This is a genomic window from Acidobacteriota bacterium, assembly GCA_016716435.1.
Lineage (GTDB): Bacteria > Acidobacteriota > Blastocatellia > Pyrinomonadales > Pyrinomonadaceae > OLB17.
The window spans coordinates 856,248-872,219 of sequence record JADJWI010000003.1 but is presented as its reverse complement, the minus strand read 5'-3'; the positions used below and the strand labels follow the sequence as shown (position 1 = coordinate 872,219).

The following is a 15,972-nucleotide window of genomic DNA, read 5'->3' as shown; positions in this document are numbered from 1 at the left end:
GGTCTCGGTCTCCTGAAATGAATTCGTGGTGGATGTGGCAGGTATTGTGCATCAATTTGCCGCCATCGGCAATCTCAGGCGGCGGAGCGGACGAGGGTGAACTTCCAGACCATTCGCTCGCGTTGCTCATCGTAGATGTATCGGCCATCGGTTACGGCCCACTCTCCGAGATATTCCCATCGGTTCACACCGAGCTTGTTGAATAACGGAACCGCGTGGCCGGAATCGATCGCGGCAATGACAGCGCTGTTAGCGGCATCGAGTTTTTGGTCGCCGCGGCGGCCGGAGCCGGTGTAGTGGATAACGTCGCGGGTATCGCCGTGGAAATCAGGATAGCAGGGATTGATCCGGCCGAAATCGGTCAGCAGCGAGACAAGCCGGCCGTCTTTCTGATAAATGCCGTTTCGCGAACGATGGACCGCAGCAACGATCTCCCACGGAAGCACTTGACCGATATTGATCGTTGTGAGAGGTCCACCAGACGCCATGCGTCTTATATTAGCATCGCAAAGTTCGAATCACTTTCGTCCCGCGCGCCAGTCGGTGCTTCCCGCGAGCTGGTCGATCGCATTGAGCATTGCCGTCATTTCGAGCGTGTCCTGACCGGCATTGCTTGCTTTGATCAGCTTTGTGCTGGAACCATATTTCACGGTCAGTTCCACTCGTATCGGAAGTGAAATGATGTTCGTTGAGTCCGGCTCATTTGCGAAGTCGTTTTCCGCCATCACTGCAGCAAGACGGGCGAAAGCATCGCGGCCGATGTTTACTTCATACTTCGTCGGGCCGCTAAAGGTCTTTATGCCATCGTCGGTTCGTTCGTCGGCTTCGACCTTGGTTGCCGTTCCGGACGCGAGAAACGTGAGGGTCGAGCTTTCCGAGATAAAGTTCTGGACGTTGATGTTTCCGAAGAACGCCGCCGGCTTGGTCGATGCGGTCGATCTCATTGAGCTTCGATACAAAGAGATCTCGGCTATCTCATCTGCCTTGACGACCGCCGGACCCCTTTTTCGCGGGCCGGCCGGCACCGAAGGCGGTTTCCGGCCATCGGCCGGAGCGGTAACTACCGTCGGCTCGGGAGCTTTCCGAAAATAGAGAAATCCGGCGAATGTGGCAATGAGGACGGCCGACGTAAAAAGCGCGGTCGCCCCGATCGCGAGGACTATCTTTGCGGTTGTTCCTGTCATAATTTTGCTACTATTTCGAAGGACACGGCCTGGGCCGGTCTTCGACCATTCCGATCCCAAATTCGTTTATGCCGTTTACGCAGACGATGACCATTTTGATGTTCGGAAACTGCTTCGCTGTACGAATGACGGTCGCTTCGAAGCGGAGCGTTTCGAGATCGCCGGGGTAGTAGTCGTCGCGGATCTCGCGGACAAAATCGATGCGTGCGGTCGAGCCTTTGACCCGAACATCGCTTAGCTTCAAGTCGCCATAGGCAACGCCGGAATATTTGCCGGCTACTTCGGTCTCGGTCGGCCCGGCGATGAGAGCTTCGATGGTCGGGCGAAGCGGTGCCTTGGCATCGACGACGCGTTTGAACGGAATCATATCGTCGCCCGGTTCGTCGCGGTTAAACTCCCAGAAATAGACGGTCACCTCACGCGTCTGGGCGGCGGCGCCGATCGGCAATAGAAGAAGGACTAGTGGCAGGACGCAGAGAAGTTGGAAAAGCTGAGGTTTCATAAATGTGTTAGCCGCCGCACGATTCGTCAAAGAGCATTACAGCCTTGCCTCTTTGAAACTCGAAGAGCATCTGGCGATCGCTCTCCGAATGAGTGGACTTGATCGCGATCTCCATCCGTCCGTCGCCGTTCATGTCTGCAACCGCGACGACGGAATGCTCGGCATAATCTGCGAGGACGCGTTCGTCGAGAAACTGGCCGTCCAAAAGTATATTCTGCATTGCCCGGCCCGAACCGACGCGAAGCAGTGCGAACGAATAATCGCCCGCTGAAAGGGCAAATTCCTCCCATCGCCGATAGTAATAGCCGGTGATGATCTCTTCGGCGTTGCCGTCGCCGTCAAGATCGATGGAAAGAGCTTCCGTGATGCGTGTCGGCGACTTTCGAATGCCTTTCGAACGCAGAAATGTTGCGACCGCATTGATTATGGCGGGGTCCCCGCTTTCCGACTTAACCGGCCGGCGAGGGATCAAATTCCAGTTGGCTCTTTCACCGATAAAGAGCCCGGGCAGCTCGTCAACAGGCTCATCTCCGCTGTCGAACCGAACGATCCTGTTTTCATCACACGCGCCCCATTTCTCGTTGGTTCGGCCAATTAGGATCGTTTTGTCGTCGGCGTCGTTTCGAACGGAGCGAAACTTCGGCGATGCCCCAAGAGGCACGCGAGCGGGCTTTAGCCATTTTCCGCCCTGTGTTCCGCCGACAAGGTAGCTTCCCTGCACGATCGGGATGATCGGTTCCTGCCCCGAAAGCGTGCCGCCGGTCAGGAGCACAACCGAAACAAATAAGATGATGCGGGTCATATGTCTATCTTCTCGGTGCTCTACGCGGATCTATCCTCACTCTCGGCAAACAGGCCTTAGTCATCAGCCGGGCCGAAACGGTAAACCAGAAACCCTATCGCTCGGGCTGGCTTGCCGCCGAATGTCGGGCGATTGAACTTGGACGCGAGTGCGGCTCGCTCGGCTTCAGGCCACAGCTCTTTATTGCCCGTTCGCCCTTTTGCGGTCAATACGGAACCATCAACACCGATAAGCACTTCGACCTGCACCAGGCCCTTCGCCCCGGACGCCTTCGCGGCTCGCGTGTGATAAGGCTTTTCCGCCGAGACAACCTCGAAATTTAGAAACGTGTACTTATCGCCGACGACAAAGCCGTCATACTTCGCAGGAGCGGCCGGCTTTCGAGGAGCCGCTGGCTTTTTCGCCGTCGTTTGTTTGCCGGTCGTACGCGAGCCGCGGCGTGTGCCTGTAGTTCGTGCGGTGCTTCCGCCGGCACCGCCGCCGACCGAAGCTCCGCCGCCCTCAGCCGGCTTTGGCCGTTCCGCGGGCTCATCAACAGCCGCGATCGCACCCATCTGGGCATTTGCCTCTGAACACGCGATAAACAACGCGAGCATGATAACTGCAACAACCGTCGATCTGTTCATAGCTCTTTCTCCACAATATTCAGTCCTACGACGTTTCAAATAGTCGCAATTTGCGAATGACAACAAGGCCTATTTCGAAGAGCGGGTAAGTAGGCCATAATATTGAGAAAGACCTCCGCCAAAATTGCTTGAGAGCGAAAGGCCTGCGACCGCAACAATCGAATGCCAAGCAACGGGAAACGGAAAAACCGGGAGCGGTCGCACAAAGATCAAGGTTAGCCCGCCGCCTTTGCTCGCCGTTAGGCTGCCCGAATAGATCAGGGCTTCGCGATTGACCATCTCATCGAGTTCAATAGCTCCGTAGTTGAGAGCTCCACCGTAGAAGTGAGTACCGACAGAAAAAAAGTCCTCAGATGAACCGCTAAATCCGAAGTTACCTAGAATGGAAACCCCTAGCGATCCGCCGGCTCCAAAGCCGTGGAAATCGAGCCATACTTTCTGGCCATTTTTATGATCTGTCACTTGAAAGGCCTGTTTAGTGAGGCCGGCCGAAAAGTTCTTCGTCCCTGGCACGTCGGCTGTCAACTCAACGCCGCACGAGCCTGTGATCTGAAGATCGCTTTGGAATTCCCACATTTTTCCTTTTGTCATGATGATTTCTCCTACTTCGATCTCGGTCCTGTTAGAGCTGTACGCCTCTCCGACCTTGCCTTTGGCTCCCTCTATTCTAATATGCCTTTTCGTTCAGGTTGCCGTTCTTATTTGCCCAAAAGTAAGTTTGTGATCGAGTGCCCTCGACAAAGATCCGCCATGTAAGCGCCCACGCCTTGGCTTCCTCGCCAGTCAACCGGGGATCGGCGGTTTTGGCATATTGGTTGTCCATTGAGACCAGATCAATGGTCGCTCCAGCCGGGTCGGCCAGTTGTTTGGCACGCTCTAGTGTTTTGGGTAATGCGAGGAAATTTATCTCGTCAATATCCGTGGCGTGGTGAACGTTGTCGGCGAAAACCTTGTGGATCTTGACCGGTTCTGGGCCGGAGACCGATCCGCGTTCATACGTGTACTCGTCCTGATCCTTCGGATTTGTCTCGGACTGAATGACCAGCTTCATAACGTTCGGCCTGATCTCACCGCGAATGACCCGTACCTTTGCCGTGCCAACCTTTTCTTTGATCGCGGCCGCGGCAATGGCGGCATTGTCGCCCTCAAAAAGGTTGCCCCCTCGCGGTATCAGACTCGAACAACCAAGCGCTACAGCAAGCACTGGTATCAGCGAAATGAATAGTCTATTTTTCGGTCTCATCTTTCTCCTTATTGTTGTTCCCCTTTTGTCCGGCTCCGGCTAGGCCCGGGGATAGCATCGTCTTGTAGATCGACTGCACCCACAATTTCAACGGGTTCGCTATTTGCGGCGGTGCCGGGCACGAGCGGATATAGCGTGATGTTCCTCCAACGGATCGTCGTCCTGGAATGAGTTTCGACTGTGATCTCGGTTCGTTTTCTTACGGTTCGGTCCATTAGAAGAGTTCCTTTATTTTATTGTTCATAGCCGGATTCTCTGTTATCATTTCCAGACTTTCGCACAGTTCCGGGCCTCGACACATTTGTTTTGGGACGAATCGAGTTTTGAGCATTTTGATCTGAATGTCCTTAATTTCAGGGTTAAATATTCCTAAAACTTCCTAATCCGTATGGAAAGACTCTCGGCAGCACAGTTCAGGTTCGGTGAGTTCGAACTCGACGGTGAGCGCCGAACGTTGACGCACGCCGGACGCGAGATCCCGATGAAGGCAAAGGCATTCGACCTGCTTTGCTATTTGGTCGAGAACCGCGGCAAACAGTTGACGAAATCCGAGATCCTGGACGGCGTTTGGCCCGGCCAATTTGTCGAGGAAAACAATCTTTCCGTACAAATATCCGCGCTTCGAAAGATACTCGGCACCCAGAATGGCGGCGGGCAGTTCGTCGTGACCATTCCGGGGAAAGGCTATGCGTTTGTGGCGAAGGTCGAAGAACGCGGCGTCGAACATAACGAACTAATTATTGAGACCCACAGCCGGTCGCAGGTCGTGATCGAGGAAGAGATCGTTTCTTCGAGCTATGAAGGCGCGGCCGAGCGGACGCAACTGCCATCTCGAAAGCGAATAGGATCGAGCACACGAACCAGGGCCGTACTCGTGGGCGTTGTGGCACTTCTTTTCACCGGCGCGGCGTATTTCTATTTTGGGACTCCGCAGCAGAGCGAAGCCGGCGGCTCGCTTGAGCTGACAAAAGTGACGTCGACCGGACGGATCACAAATGTCGCAGGATCGGCGGACGGAGTGTACGCGGTTTTTTCGCAGACCGAACCTGGCGGTGAAAGCCTGTGGCTTCACCATCTGGCAACCGGTGCGCAGCAACGAATAATGCCGCCAACTGAGACGCGTTTCGTGGGCCTCGCCGTGACTCCGGACAATAATTTCATCTACGCGACAACATTTTCTGCCAATATCGCAGACCCAAAATTGCTGCGAATGCCGATACTCGGCGGACCGATAGAGGAGATAAAAGGAATCACGACGGGAGCATCGGTCTCCTTTTCACCCGACGGGCGGCAGATGGCGTTTACGCGGTCGCGTTCGTCTGAGAAGCAGACCCAGCTTTTGATCGCCGACGCGGACGGTAGCAACATGCGTGTCCTGCTAGGCGCGGATTACGGCAAGCGGTCCTTTGCTAACTTTAGTGCGAGTCCGGTCGCATGGTCGCCGGATGGAACGACGATAGCAGCCGCGATAAACGAGCATGATGAGGCAGGCGGTTCGCGGATCATACTTGTTGACCCAAGGGAAGGCGACGAAATATCTGTAGCGGACCATCGATGGGACATAATCGAAAATCTAACCTGGACCAACGCCGAGAATATCGCCTTCATTGCACATTCCATCGAGCCTTCGGCAAGCCAGATCTGGACAATTGCGGTGAGGACCGGTGCCGCCACTCAGGTCACAAACGACTTGAACGCCTACAACTGGCTTGCCAGTTCGGGCGGAAAACTCCTGGCCGTTCAAAAGCGTCCGACGTCAACGGTCGAGATCTTCGAGATAGATGAAAAAGCGAAGCGCGGCACCGGCCGCGAGATACTGCGCGAATCCGGTTTGATCGAACTCGTGGATTTCGGACCGGAAGGCGAGGTTCTCTATCTCTCACACGCGTCCGGCCGCCGCGAGCTGTGGCAAATTGAAGCCGACGGCAGCGGACAGCAGCAGCTCACCGTAAATGCTAACCCGACGTTTGGCATGGCAGTTTCGCCGGTCGATGGATCGATAGTTTTTGCGGCGACCGAAGATGGGAAGCACTTTTTGAAGATCGCTGACAAAGGGGGCAAGAATTTGCGGAAACTTTCTGAGGGGCCAGAGGATATGTTTCCCTCATTCTCGCCCGACGGACGATCTGTGGTTTTTCAGCGGGGGCTTCGCTCGCTTCCTTTGGTGGCTGAACGCATCGATCTTAACGATGGTTCGCGAACGCCAGTAGGCGAGAGCTACGCCGCACGGCCCAGGGTCTCGCCGGATGGATCGACTATTGCATATTATTTTATTGACACAGAAACAGATGGCCGATGGAAGATCGGGCTGATGTCGAGCGATGAGGGCAAATTTCTGGGCAAACTCACTATTCCGAGAACGATCGAGGAGCGTCAGTTGCGTTGGCATCCGAGTGGGAATTCGATCGGGCAGATCGTCTATGATGGCGATGATGTTGGACTCTTGCTGATCCCTATCAACGGCGGCGAGGCTGTACAGATCGCAGGGCTTGGCTCCGGGCGGACGAATTCATTCAACTGGTCGAAAGACGGCAAACGGATCGTGATATCAAATACACAGCACAGCCAGGACGTCGTGCGGATCTCATACTGACAACCTTGAAATGGCCCGTCCGGTAGCAAAACAAAAAAGGGGCGGCTGCGGGGCCGCCCGAGTTTTTTCGGTTGGAGTAATACTTATCTTGCCTGAACCGGAACGTCCGACGGCAGCCCGAACTGCATGGCATTGTATGCACCGTTCGAGCTATTGAGCCGGTGCCAGATGCCGTCCGCTGGCCGATAGACGGCGATATCGGTCTTGCCGTCGCCATCATAATCGGCAGGTGCCGGAACATCGCTGGCGATCCCGAAGGTCGTTGCATAGAACGAGCCGTTGCTGCTGCGGAGCACATACCACGCTCCCGTCGCCGGCCGCCAGACGGCCACGTCGAGCCGTCCGTCGGCATCAAAATCGCCAGTTAGCGGCTTGTCGCCGAGCATTCCGAATTGCGTTATAACGACATTTCCGTTGCCGCTGTTGAGCCGGAACCAGACACCGCCCCCAGGCCGGAAGACCGAAAGGTCGGCCTTGCCGTCGCCGCTGTAATCGCCGGGCATCGGAATATCACCGGCCTGGCCGAAAGGTGCTCCGGTAAAGCTGCCGGTTGAACTAAAGAGCCGGTACCAAACGCCGTTCGAGGGCCGGAAAACCGCGAGATCGGCCTTGCCGTCGCCATCAAAATCTGCCGGAACCGGGACGTCGCCCGCCATTCCGAAGCTGCGGACATCGATCGTGTTTGTGCCGCTGCGGATCATCCACCACTGTCCCTCTCGGAAAATTGCCGCGTCGGCCTTGCCGTCGCCGTCATAGTCTTCGGCAACGACCGCGTCACCTGCCGCTCCGAACGTAAACGCCTCAAAGCCCGCCTGGCTGCGGTTCAAATACCATGCACCTGTTTCGGGCCGGAAGAGTGCGATGTCGGCTCGCCGATCGCCGTCAAAATCGAACCGCGGCGATGATACGGACGCCATACATTGTCCGTAAGCAGAAACGAAGTTCGTTATCTCGTTGCGGGAATATGGGCAGAAACTGACCGGCGTAGAGCCGCTCAGCGTCGAGTTCATAAGCGTATTGCTGCACCCCTGGGCCGCCTCGGCGTGGTTCGCCCCGAGGTTGTGGCCGAGTTCGTGGGCGGAGATAAGATATTTGCCCGGCGCCCAACTGATATATCCGCTGATGCCATAGGCGAATGAGCTGTTAGAGCACATCACACTTAGATATGCGATGCCCTGAGACTGGGCCGTGCTCTTGCCGGAGAAAAGATGTGCCGCGGTGCGCGGATAGTTGAAGACCGAATAGTTCGCGTTCCAATGGATGCGAAAAGCATCGAGCATCTGCGACGTGTTCGCTCCGTTGTAAGGATCAGCAACCGACCACGTATGCATGAACGTCACACGGATGGTCAGGTTCAGCTCAGAGGCATAAGCTCCCTCGACCATGTTCAGAATGCTTAGTATCTCGGCGTTCGCATTGGCTGCACTTCCGAATATGTTGACGTAAGCCTGGTCGGCATCCGTCGCAAGATCGATCCGCCGCAACGAGGCCACTGCCTCGGCCGATGAGCTCGCTGCGAGCGTTTTGCCATACTCGATCTTGCTCGGGATGTCCGATTCGCACCAGAAGTCGGACCCGTTCTTCGAATCCTCCGCCCGGTAAATTACGGCGAGTCCAGGCCCCGCACTTTCGCTGTATTTTGAGGCGGGCTCGATGAAAAATCGGCCAGACTCCGTTCCAAAAAATCCTTCGATCCCGTCGCGGCCGATGCTGACACGAACCTCGGAGCCCGCAACGCCATCGACCGAGCCCTTAAAGGTATTGATAACGCCCATCTCGAGCGGCGTCCTGCCCATCGGGCCGGTGTCTTCGGCGATGAAATCTTGAGCGCGCAGATCGTGCCTTTCAAGCCGGAGCGTTGCATTCTGCCCGCCCGCGGGAACCGTTAAGCTGAAAGACCCGTTTTCCACGGCTGATTCCGGCAGCCGTATCTGGGTGACTTCGTAGCGGTCGAAAGCGGTGTCTAGATCGCGTTTGAGCGTTGTTTCTTGAGCAAATGCCGTTGCCGACACGACGGCGAGAACAGCACCTGTGAAAAGGTGTGTGAGAACACTTCGATAAAACTTCATTTCGGTTAGGCCTCTTTTTCGGTATAGAGTGGACGATGTGGGGGAGCGAAAAAGAAAATTTCTGCTCATTATTAATAAACGACTAAGCATGGTGGGGTTCCATGTTTATTGAGTCCGGTTAACCCTAACTAACAGAGCAACTTGAACAACTTTTGATACGACGGCTGATAAAACTTTCCTGGAAACGCCTGCCGCCGGCGGCTCGCAAACGTATCGTCCGGCTGACGCAGCCGCGGTTTACAGCTTCGGCGGCGGCGGTTGTAGTTAACAGCGAAGGCGAGGTGCTCCTTCTTGAGCATCTCCTCAGGCCATATTCGGGGTGGGGCTTTCCCGGCGGATTTATCGACCACGGCGAATCACCGTCAGCGGCAGTTATCCGCGAGGTTCGCGAGGAAACGGGTATTGAGATCGCGGACGTCCGGTTAGTTGAGGTCCGGACGGTTGACCGCCATTTAGAGTTTATCTACAGTGCCCGCGGGGAAGGCCCGGGCCAGGTGCTTAGCAACGAGATACTCGACCTTCGCTGGTTCGCCGTAAGCGAGGTTCCCGAAGGGCTTACTCGACGTGAGCGTCGTATACTCGAAAAGGTTCTTGATGGGGAAGATTGATTCGACGTGTGGGTCTGACTAGAATGGTACAATTGTTTATAGCAATTATCCAAGACAAAGGAGTTAAGAATGGTTGATCTCGTACCTTCGCCGGAATCCGTAATGGACATCCTAAAGGAAACCGGTGCTTACCGCCGGGGCCACTTTGTTTACCCGAGCGGGAAACACGCCTCGCACTATTTTCAGATGCCGCTGGCATTTCGCTATTACGACAACGCCCGCGTGCTTTCAGTGGGCCTGAGCAGGCTCTTTCGAATGCAAAAGGCCATCTCAAGCCGATTGCCGAACGTTTCTGTGATCAGCCCAAGCGCAGGCGGCATCATGGTCTCGTTCGGCGTTCGAGAGGCACTCGGGGCCGATCAGATCTATTGGGCCGAGATGGAAGAAGGCAAACGGCAGTTTCGGCAATATATCGGCCAGGGCGACGTTTACCCGGCGATAATCGTTGACGACATCGTCCGCTCAGGGCGGGCCATCCAGGAAACGATCGACCTGGTAAAAGAAGTCGGCTCGGAGGTGATCGGCATCGGCACGATCGTCCGCTTTGAGGATTCGCCAAATGATTTCGACGGCATACCGCTGAAATCGCTGATGAGCTTCGATGTAAATTTCTACGAAAACGGCGAAGAGTGGAGCACCTCGCGGAGCGCCTCAGATGCGCCCGAAGAACGCGTTCGCGCTTAGTAGGGTCTTTTCGAGACGCGAATGGACGGCGGGGCGAATTGACGCCTCAGCCGTCCTTCGTGTTTTCGGCGTCGAGTCTTGAAAGCTCCTGCTGGATCTCGCGCCGTTCGACGTAAAGCCGCAGGAAGCCGTCGCGGTCAAAGAAGAAGCGAAGGATCGCCCGCCCCCAACCGCTCAATTCGACAAAACTCTCAAGCGAGACCAGGGCGACGTAGCCGCTGAGGAACGCAAGCGGAAGGCTAAGCAACGCCCATTCCCACCCATAAAAGTAAAAAGCAAAGCCCGCACCGATCAGCCAGGTCAGCGGCATAAAGACGATGCCCGCGAGCACCTTTACGGTCGAGGCGACATCGTCCGCTCCGTGTCGCGTGATCAGATGCGAGAAGAGCTTTGAGAGCTGATACGCCGGAAAGTGAAGTATAGTGCCGATGATAGCAACCGGCGATAGCATCAGCAGATACCATGTGCCGACGATGGCCCGGCGGATGACGAAGCCGCGGGTAAGATTCGCGAGCGAAAGATGCTCGGGCTCAAGCCCTGCCGCGTGTAGCTTTGCGGCAAAGCTGTTCAGACTGCGTTCCAGACGCGAACCGCCCTCGGCGTCGCCGTCGGGATCTTCTGCCTCGATGTATTTCTGTTTGAACGCGAGGCGGGAGCGGAGGTCGTCCGTCTCGAGCGTTGTGCGGAAGATCTGCTCGGCAAAGGCCGCGGCGGCGAGCTCGGCGTCGTTTTCGGCGTTGAGCGTTACCTCGCGAAGGGCGTTCTCAATGCGGTCGGTGAGTTCGCGAACGGCCTCGCGGGAAGGCTGGCCATCCGCGTCAAGTTCAGCCGGAACGACTTCGAACGACTCGCCAAAGTGAAGCAGTGCTTCGCTTCTAAACGTGGTCTTATTGCTGTAGTAAAGCCCGACCGGGACGATGCGGAGCGTTATCGGCTCGATGCCCTCGCCAACCGCGACGGCCCCGAGAGCGATACGCGCTGCTCCGGTCTTCATCGGCAGAAGCTTCGGCGAATTGTGCGAGACGCCCTCGGGGAAAAGGGCGATCGATCCGCCCTCGCGGAGCCGGCGATGGGCAGCCTCAAATGTGTCGAAGTTCTTCGTAATGTCCTCGCCGGGGTCGATGCGGCGATAGACCGGCAAAGCCTCGACCGTCTTTAGCAGGAACGAGATGACCGGCATTCGAAAGAGCGTGGACTTTGCTAGAAAGGCGATCCGCCGCGGTAGCGCGACGAAAACAAGTGCGGGGTCGATCAGGCCATTTGGGTGATTGAGGACGAAGATAACGCCCGTGCCTTCGGGGACACTCTCGGCGTTTACGGTCTCGATCCGGCGGAAAAAGAGGTGCAGTGCTCCGCCGAAAACGGTGAGGAGAAAGCGATAGGTCAGGCCTCCGCGGCGGTTAATGACGACGTCTCTGAAGGTCAGCTCTTTCGCTCGGTCGGTCATCAGAGAAAATCCTCGGGGCGTGCGGTGCGGCTAGATCTCGTGGCGGTTCGAGAGTGCCTTGTCCATGGTGACCTCGTCAACGTATTCAAGGTCGCTGCCGACCGGCATTCCCATCGCGATGCGCGTGACGCGGACGCCGAGCGGCTTGAGCAGACGGGCGATATAGTTCGCCGTCGCCTCGCCTTCGGTCGTAGGATTGGTGGCGAGAATGACCTCGGTTACCTCAACGCCCTCGTTATTTGCCGGAAGCAGACGCGGCAGGAGATTGGCGATCAAAAGCTCATCCGGGCCGATGCCGCGGATCGGCGAAAGCGAGCCATGGAGCACGTGATAAAGCCCCTTGAATGAACGGGTTTTCTCGATCGCCAGCAGGTTGTACGGCTCTTCAAGAATGCAGATGACCGAGCGGTCGCGTTTCGGATTGGCACAATAAAGGCATGGATCGACGTCGGTAAGGTTGTTGCAAACCGAACAAAAAACGATCTTCTCTTTTACCTCGCGAAGCGCCTCGATGAAGTTATCGACCTCGCTCTGCGGCCGGCGGAGAATATAGAACGCCAGCCGCTGAGCGGACTTGCCACCAACGCCCGGCAGGCGTTTGAATTCGTCGATAAGCCGAGCGACAGGCTCTGAATAATCCAACATTGTGTTCGGAGTTCCGGCTTTAGCCGGCTTCCTGAAATACGTAAGGAGGCCGCCTGAAGGCGGTACTCCGAACTAGATCCAAACCTACATCAAACCCGGTGGCAGCATTCCGCCGAGCTTGCCCTTGAGCGATTCTTCGACCTTGCGGTGGGCTTCGCCGAGAGCGGCGACCGCGAGGTCCTGGAGCATCTCCACGTCGCCGTCTTTGACCAGATCGGGCGAGATCGTCATTTCAACAACCTGAAAATCACCACGCATCTTTACCGCGACGGCTCCGCCGCCGGCCGAGGCCTCGACGACCGTCTCTTTCATCTGCCGGCTCATCTCTTCCTGCATCTGCTGAGCCTGCTTCATCATTGAATTTATGTCCATTCCACCCGGAAATTTCATCGTTTTGTCGCCCCTTTAAAGAGAATTTTCTTTAACCGCAATCGTAACCGCCGAGGTCAGCATTTGCAAACACCTCGGCGATGGACGCGGCGGAAACTTTTCATTGACACGCGAGCCCGACGGGTATATCGTCATCTCGTCGAACGCGCACCTGCATTGCCGCCGCTTGCCCTGCGGCAGGAGTAAATATATGAGTGAAATGAGATCTCCGATCTGGCAAAATGGCGGACTGGCCATCGCGATCGCGATGGTGCTCTCCGCCTTGATCTTCGGCTGGTTCTATTCCGCGGCGAAACGCGGCGACGAGGCGATAACCGTTACCGGGTCCGCCAAAAAGCGAATCACGTCGGACCTTGTTTTATGGAACGCCGGCATTGCGGCCCAGTCGCCGCAGCTCGCCGATGCCTATCGCCAGCTTGCCGACAACATTCCGCGGATCAAGCAGTATCTCTTGCAAAAGGGCATCGCTGAGGACCAGATGACCGTTTCGGCCATCTCGACCAATACGCTCAAACGCCGCGACTCGGAAGGAAACGACACCGGCGAGATAACCGGCTACACCCTCTCGCAACAGATCGAGGTTCGGTCCAACGATGTGCAAAAGATCGCCCAGATCGCCCGCGAGGCAACGGAGCTTATCAACCAGGGCATTCTTATCGAATCAAAGACGCCGCAGTATTACTACACGAAGATCGGCGACTTGAAGATAGAAATGCTCGGCGAGGCCGCCAAGGACGCCAAGGAACGCGCCGAGCGGATCGCACAATCGACCGGCAACTCCATCGGCTCCGTCCGCTCGGCAAAGATGGGCGTGCTCCAGATAACCGCCGCCGACTCGACCGAGGTCTCAGACTATGGAATGTACGACACCTCGACCATAGAAAAGGACATGACCGCTGTCGTCAACGTAAGCTTCGAGGTCGATTGATCCCGTAAACAGACTTCTAACTCTCGGCATAGCGTGCTATAAATGAAACGAGATTTATGGCACGCTATGTTATCAAGCGGGACGCGAGTTCCCTGCCGGAGCGGCTTACTCGGTACAAGAGCGAGCTGAATGAGGAGCAGTTTGCGGTGGTGACGGCTCAGCCGAAGGCTACGCTGGTGGTTGCGGGGGCCGGGACGGGCAAGACGCGGGCGATAACATATCGCGTGGCGTATTTGCTTGAGCAGGGCGTTTCGCCGCAGCGGATATTGCTTGCGACCTTTACGAACCGGGCGTCGCGTGAAATGCTCCGCCGGGTCGAGGCCTTAACAGGTTCGCAAAACGTCCACCGCGTTTGGGGCGGGACGTTTCACCGCATCGCCAACCTCATTCTCCGCCGACACGCCTCTTCGCTCGGCTACGACGCGAACTATTCGATACTCGATAGCGAAGACGCCAAGGACCTTATCAACGTCTGCATCGACGAAGCCGCCATCGACACGAAAACAAAGCGTTTCCCAAAGGCCGAGGTCATCCAGGACATCATCAGCTACGCCAACAACACGGACCTGCCGCTTGAGAATGTGATCGCGGGAAAGTACCCGTATTTTGAGATGCTGACCTCGCAGATCAAACGCGTAGATGCCGTTTATCAGGCCCGCAAGCACGAGCGGAACCTGATGGACTACGACGATCTGCTGCTCAAGCTCAAACAGCTACTGGTCGAAAAACGCGAGATCGCCGAGCTTTACGCCGAGCAGTTTCAGCACATCCTCGTCGATGAATATCAGGACACGAACCGGCTGCAGGCCGAGATCATCGACCTGCTGGCGGTAAAGCACCGCAACGTGATGGTCGTCGGCGACGATGCCCAGTCGATCTTTGCATGGCGGGGAGCGGAATTCACGAACATCTACGAATTCCCAAAGCGTTACCCCGAGGCACAGCTCTTCAAGCTCGAAACGAACTACCGGTCAACGCCTGAGATACTCGGCCTTGCAAATACGTCCATAGCAGCGAACCGTCGGCAGTTCCCGAAAATGCTTAAGGCCGTTAAGCGATCGCGGGACTTCAAGCCTGCGCTTGTGCCCTGCTCTGACGTCGAGCAGCAGTCGGCATTCGTCGCCTCACGGATACTCGAACTTCGCGATGAGGGCACGAGCCTCGAGGAAATGGCCGTTCTTTACCGCTCGCACTATCACTCGATCGAACTCCAACTCGAACTCTCGCGGCGGAACATTCCCTATCGGGTGCAATCCGGCGTCCGGTTCTTCGAGCAGGCTCACATAAAGGACGTCGTCTCCTATCTCCGCGTGCTGATCAACCCGCGTGACGAGCTTGCATGGAAACGCATCTTGAAACTGATACCGGGCGTCGGCAACGTAACGGCCAACCGAGTCTTCGAGGCGATCAGCCTGTCAGAACCGCCTGCGTTAGCGGGCGGCCAGTTCGTTCAATTACAGCCACCTGTATTTTCGGATGACTCGCCTACGCTGACGGCGGGGCTAATCGTCACCGCGATTTCTCGGCTAAAGGCATCGACCAACGCATCGCGCGGAGCACGCCGCGGGCTTGAAGACCTGATAAAGCTCCTCGAAACCCTCGTCTCCGACGAATTCCGCGACCGGCCGGCGCGCCAGATCACGCATATCTTTGGGAATGGTTACGAGCAGTATCTGCTCGAAAATTTTGAGAACGCCGAGGCCCGGAGCGAAGACATCCGCGGCCTGGCGCAGTTTGGCCAGCGATATGAATCGACCGAAGGATTGCTCTCCGAACTTGCCCTGCTCGCGACCGAGCGGTTCAAGGAGCCGCAGCCGATCGTCGGTGAAGAGGTGGTCGAGGGCGGCGAGGACGACGAGTTGCTGACGCTCACCAGCGTCCATCAGGCAAAGGGCCTTGAGTGGAAAGCGGTGTTCATCATTTGGGCGGCCGAGGGCAAATTCCCCTCGCCCAAATCGCTCCGCGAGATCGACGCCGAAGAGGAAGAACGCCGGCTCTGGTACGTCGCCCTGACGCGGGCAAAGGACGAGCTTTATCTGACCTATCCGCTGCTGATGACCGACTACAACCGGCAGACCGTGCTCCAAAAACCTTCGCGTTTCATCACCGAATGCCCGGCGGAACTTTTTGAGGTCTGGGACCTTGAAGAAGAGCAGCCCGCGTTCGACGCTCCGGTTTTCGCCGAGCCACCCGTTACCGAGTTCCTCAATTGAAATAAGCTCCGCTGATATTTCCCGGCCACGTCTTTCGC

Annotated in this window: 16 protein-coding genes; 5 read left to right on the top strand and 11 right to left on the bottom strand. The window is 56.5% G+C overall.

Annotated features, from left to right (window positions below; all coding sequences use genetic code 11):
- Positions 1-74: 74 nt before the first annotated feature.
- The 7 genes from IPM21_07435 to IPM21_07405 all read right to left on the bottom strand — a co-directional run bounded on the left by IPM21_07435 (position 75) and on the right by IPM21_07405 (position 4,357).
- Positions 75-488, bottom strand: coding sequence for a hypothetical protein (locus IPM21_07435; GenBank protein ID MBK9163728.1), 414 nt, complete (start codon positions 486-488; stop codon positions 75-77).
- 30 nt (positions 489-518) lie between these two features.
- Positions 519-1,184 (bottom strand): hypothetical protein, encoded by a 666-nt coding sequence (locus IPM21_07430; GenBank protein MBK9163727.1) that lies wholly within the window; start codon positions 1,182-1,184, stop codon positions 519-521.
- 10 nt (positions 1,185-1,194) lie between these two features.
- A complete protein-coding gene (locus IPM21_07425; protein ID MBK9163726.1) occupies positions 1,195-1,686 on the bottom strand; it encodes a GerMN domain-containing protein in 492 nt (163 codons plus the stop codon).
- Between the two features lie 7 nt (positions 1,687-1,693).
- The gene (locus IPM21_07420) at positions 1,694-2,488 is read right to left on the bottom strand and encodes a VCBS repeat-containing protein (protein ID MBK9163725.1); all 795 of its coding nucleotides are present in this window, start codon (positions 2,486-2,488) and stop codon (positions 1,694-1,696) included.
- Positions 2,489-2,544: 56 nt separating this feature from the next.
- Positions 2,545-3,114: a hypothetical protein gene (locus IPM21_07415; GenBank protein ID MBK9163724.1), complete on the bottom strand. Its 570-nt coding sequence runs from the start codon at positions 3,112-3,114 to the stop codon at positions 2,545-2,547.
- A gap of 69 nt (positions 3,115-3,183) precedes the next feature.
- Positions 3,184-3,705 (bottom strand): hypothetical protein, encoded by a 522-nt coding sequence (locus IPM21_07410; protein ID MBK9163723.1) that lies wholly within the window; start codon positions 3,703-3,705, stop codon positions 3,184-3,186.
- 76 nt (positions 3,706-3,781) lie between these two features.
- The gene (locus IPM21_07405) at positions 3,782-4,357 is read right to left on the bottom strand and encodes a hypothetical protein (GenBank protein MBK9163722.1); all 576 of its coding nucleotides are present in this window, start codon (positions 4,355-4,357) and stop codon (positions 3,782-3,784) included.
- Between the two features lie 388 nt (positions 4,358-4,745).
- Between IPM21_07405 and IPM21_07400 the strand changes: the two genes are divergently transcribed.
- Positions 4,746-6,950, top strand: a complete 2,205-nt coding sequence (locus IPM21_07400) for a PD40 domain-containing protein (GenBank protein ID MBK9163721.1) — start codon at positions 4,746-4,748, stop codon at positions 6,948-6,950.
- An 83-nt stretch (positions 6,951-7,033) separates the two neighbouring features.
- On the opposite strand, the gene IPM21_07395 is transcribed toward IPM21_07400, so the two are convergent.
- Entirely contained in the window at positions 7,034-9,019 is a 1,986-nt protein-coding gene (locus tag IPM21_07395; GenBank protein MBK9163720.1) for a VCBS repeat-containing protein, read from the bottom strand.
- A gap of 152 nt (positions 9,020-9,171) precedes the next feature.
- Between IPM21_07395 and IPM21_07390 the strand changes: the two genes are divergently transcribed.
- Both IPM21_07390 and IPM21_07385 read left to right on the top strand, forming a co-directional pair.
- Positions 9,172-9,627 carry an NUDIX hydrolase gene (locus tag IPM21_07390; GenBank protein MBK9163719.1) on the top strand — a complete coding sequence of 152 codons (456 nt, stop codon included), beginning with the start codon at positions 9,172-9,174 and terminating at the stop codon, positions 9,625-9,627.
- A 69-nt stretch (positions 9,628-9,696) separates the two neighbouring features.
- Entirely contained in the window at positions 9,697-10,311 is a 615-nt protein-coding gene (locus IPM21_07385) for a phosphoribosyltransferase (protein ID MBK9163718.1), read from the top strand.
- 46 nt (positions 10,312-10,357) lie between these two features.
- Here the strand turns inward: IPM21_07385 and IPM21_07380 are convergent, their stop codons facing one another.
- From IPM21_07380 to IPM21_07370, 3 genes are all read right to left on the bottom strand, one after another.
- Complete coding sequence (locus tag IPM21_07380) at positions 10,358-11,758, bottom strand: 1-acyl-sn-glycerol-3-phosphate acyltransferase (GenBank protein ID MBK9163717.1); 1,401 nt, start codon at positions 11,756-11,758, stop codon at positions 10,358-10,360.
- Positions 11,759-11,788: 30 nt separating this feature from the next.
- The gene (gene recR / locus IPM21_07375) at positions 11,789-12,403 is read right to left on the bottom strand and encodes a recombination protein RecR (GenBank protein ID MBK9163716.1); all 615 of its coding nucleotides are present in this window, start codon (positions 12,401-12,403) and stop codon (positions 11,789-11,791) included.
- An 84-nt stretch (positions 12,404-12,487) separates the two neighbouring features.
- Positions 12,488-12,793, bottom strand: coding sequence for a YbaB/EbfC family nucleoid-associated protein (locus tag IPM21_07370; protein ID MBK9163715.1), 306 nt, complete (start codon positions 12,791-12,793; stop codon positions 12,488-12,490).
- A 190-nt stretch (positions 12,794-12,983) separates the two neighbouring features.
- Here IPM21_07370 and IPM21_07365 point away from each other — a divergent pair, with 190 nt between their 5' ends.
- Together IPM21_07365 and IPM21_07360 are read left to right on the top strand one after the other, a co-directional pair.
- On the top strand, positions 12,984-13,721 hold the full coding sequence (locus IPM21_07365) for an SIMPL domain-containing protein (GenBank protein ID MBK9163714.1): 738 nt from the start codon (positions 12,984-12,986) through the stop codon (positions 13,719-13,721).
- A 56-nt stretch (positions 13,722-13,777) separates the two neighbouring features.
- On the top strand, positions 13,778-15,934 hold the full coding sequence (locus tag IPM21_07360; GenBank protein ID MBK9163713.1) for an ATP-dependent helicase: 2,157 nt from the start codon (positions 13,778-13,780) through the stop codon (positions 15,932-15,934).
- The last annotated feature ends 38 nt before the right edge of the window (positions 15,935-15,972 follow it).

Bases quoted from the DNA above. Each gene is read 5' to 3' on its own strand.
- IPM21_07385 (MBK9163718.1), top strand. From the start codon at position 9,697: ATGGTTGATCTCGTACCTTCGCCGGAATCCGTAATGGACATCCTAAAG.
- IPM21_07415 (MBK9163724.1), bottom strand. From the start codon at position 3,114: ATGAACAGATCGACGGTTGTTGCAGTTATCATGCTCGCGTTGTTTATC.
- recR (MBK9163716.1), bottom strand. From the start codon at position 12,403: ATGTTGGATTATTCAGAGCCTGTCGCTCGGCTTATCGACGAATTCAAA.
- IPM21_07365 (MBK9163714.1), top strand. From the start codon at position 12,984: ATGAGTGAAATGAGATCTCCGATCTGGCAAAATGGCGGACTGGCCATC.
- IPM21_07425 (MBK9163726.1), bottom strand. From the start codon at position 1,686: ATGAAACCTCAGCTTTTCCAACTTCTCTGCGTCCTGCCACTAGTCCTT.
- IPM21_07360 (MBK9163713.1), top strand. From the start codon at position 13,778: ATGGCACGCTATGTTATCAAGCGGGACGCGAGTTCCCTGCCGGAGCGG.
- IPM21_07420 (MBK9163725.1), bottom strand. From the start codon at position 2,488: ATGACCCGCATCATCTTATTTGTTTCGGTTGTGCTCCTGACCGGCGGC.
- IPM21_07430 (MBK9163727.1), bottom strand. From the start codon at position 1,184: ATGACAGGAACAACCGCAAAGATAGTCCTCGCGATCGGGGCGACCGCG.
- IPM21_07395 (MBK9163720.1), bottom strand. From the start codon at position 9,019: ATGAAGTTTTATCGAAGTGTTCTCACACACCTTTTCACAGGTGCTGTT.
- IPM21_07435 (MBK9163728.1), bottom strand. From the start codon at position 488: ATGGCGTCTGGTGGACCTCTCACAACGATCAATATCGGTCAAGTGCTT.
- IPM21_07405 (MBK9163722.1), bottom strand. From the start codon at position 4,357: ATGAGACCGAAAAATAGACTATTCATTTCGCTGATACCAGTGCTTGCT.
- IPM21_07370 (MBK9163715.1), bottom strand. From the start codon at position 12,793: ATGAAATTTCCGGGTGGAATGGACATAAATTCAATGATGAAGCAGGCT.
- IPM21_07380 (MBK9163717.1), bottom strand. From the start codon at position 11,758: ATGACCGACCGAGCGAAAGAGCTGACCTTCAGAGACGTCGTCATTAAC.
- IPM21_07400 (MBK9163721.1), top strand. From the start codon at position 4,746: ATGGAAAGACTCTCGGCAGCACAGTTCAGGTTCGGTGAGTTCGAACTC.
- IPM21_07410 (MBK9163723.1), bottom strand. From the start codon at position 3,705: ATGACAAAAGGAAAAATGTGGGAATTCCAAAGCGATCTTCAGATCACA.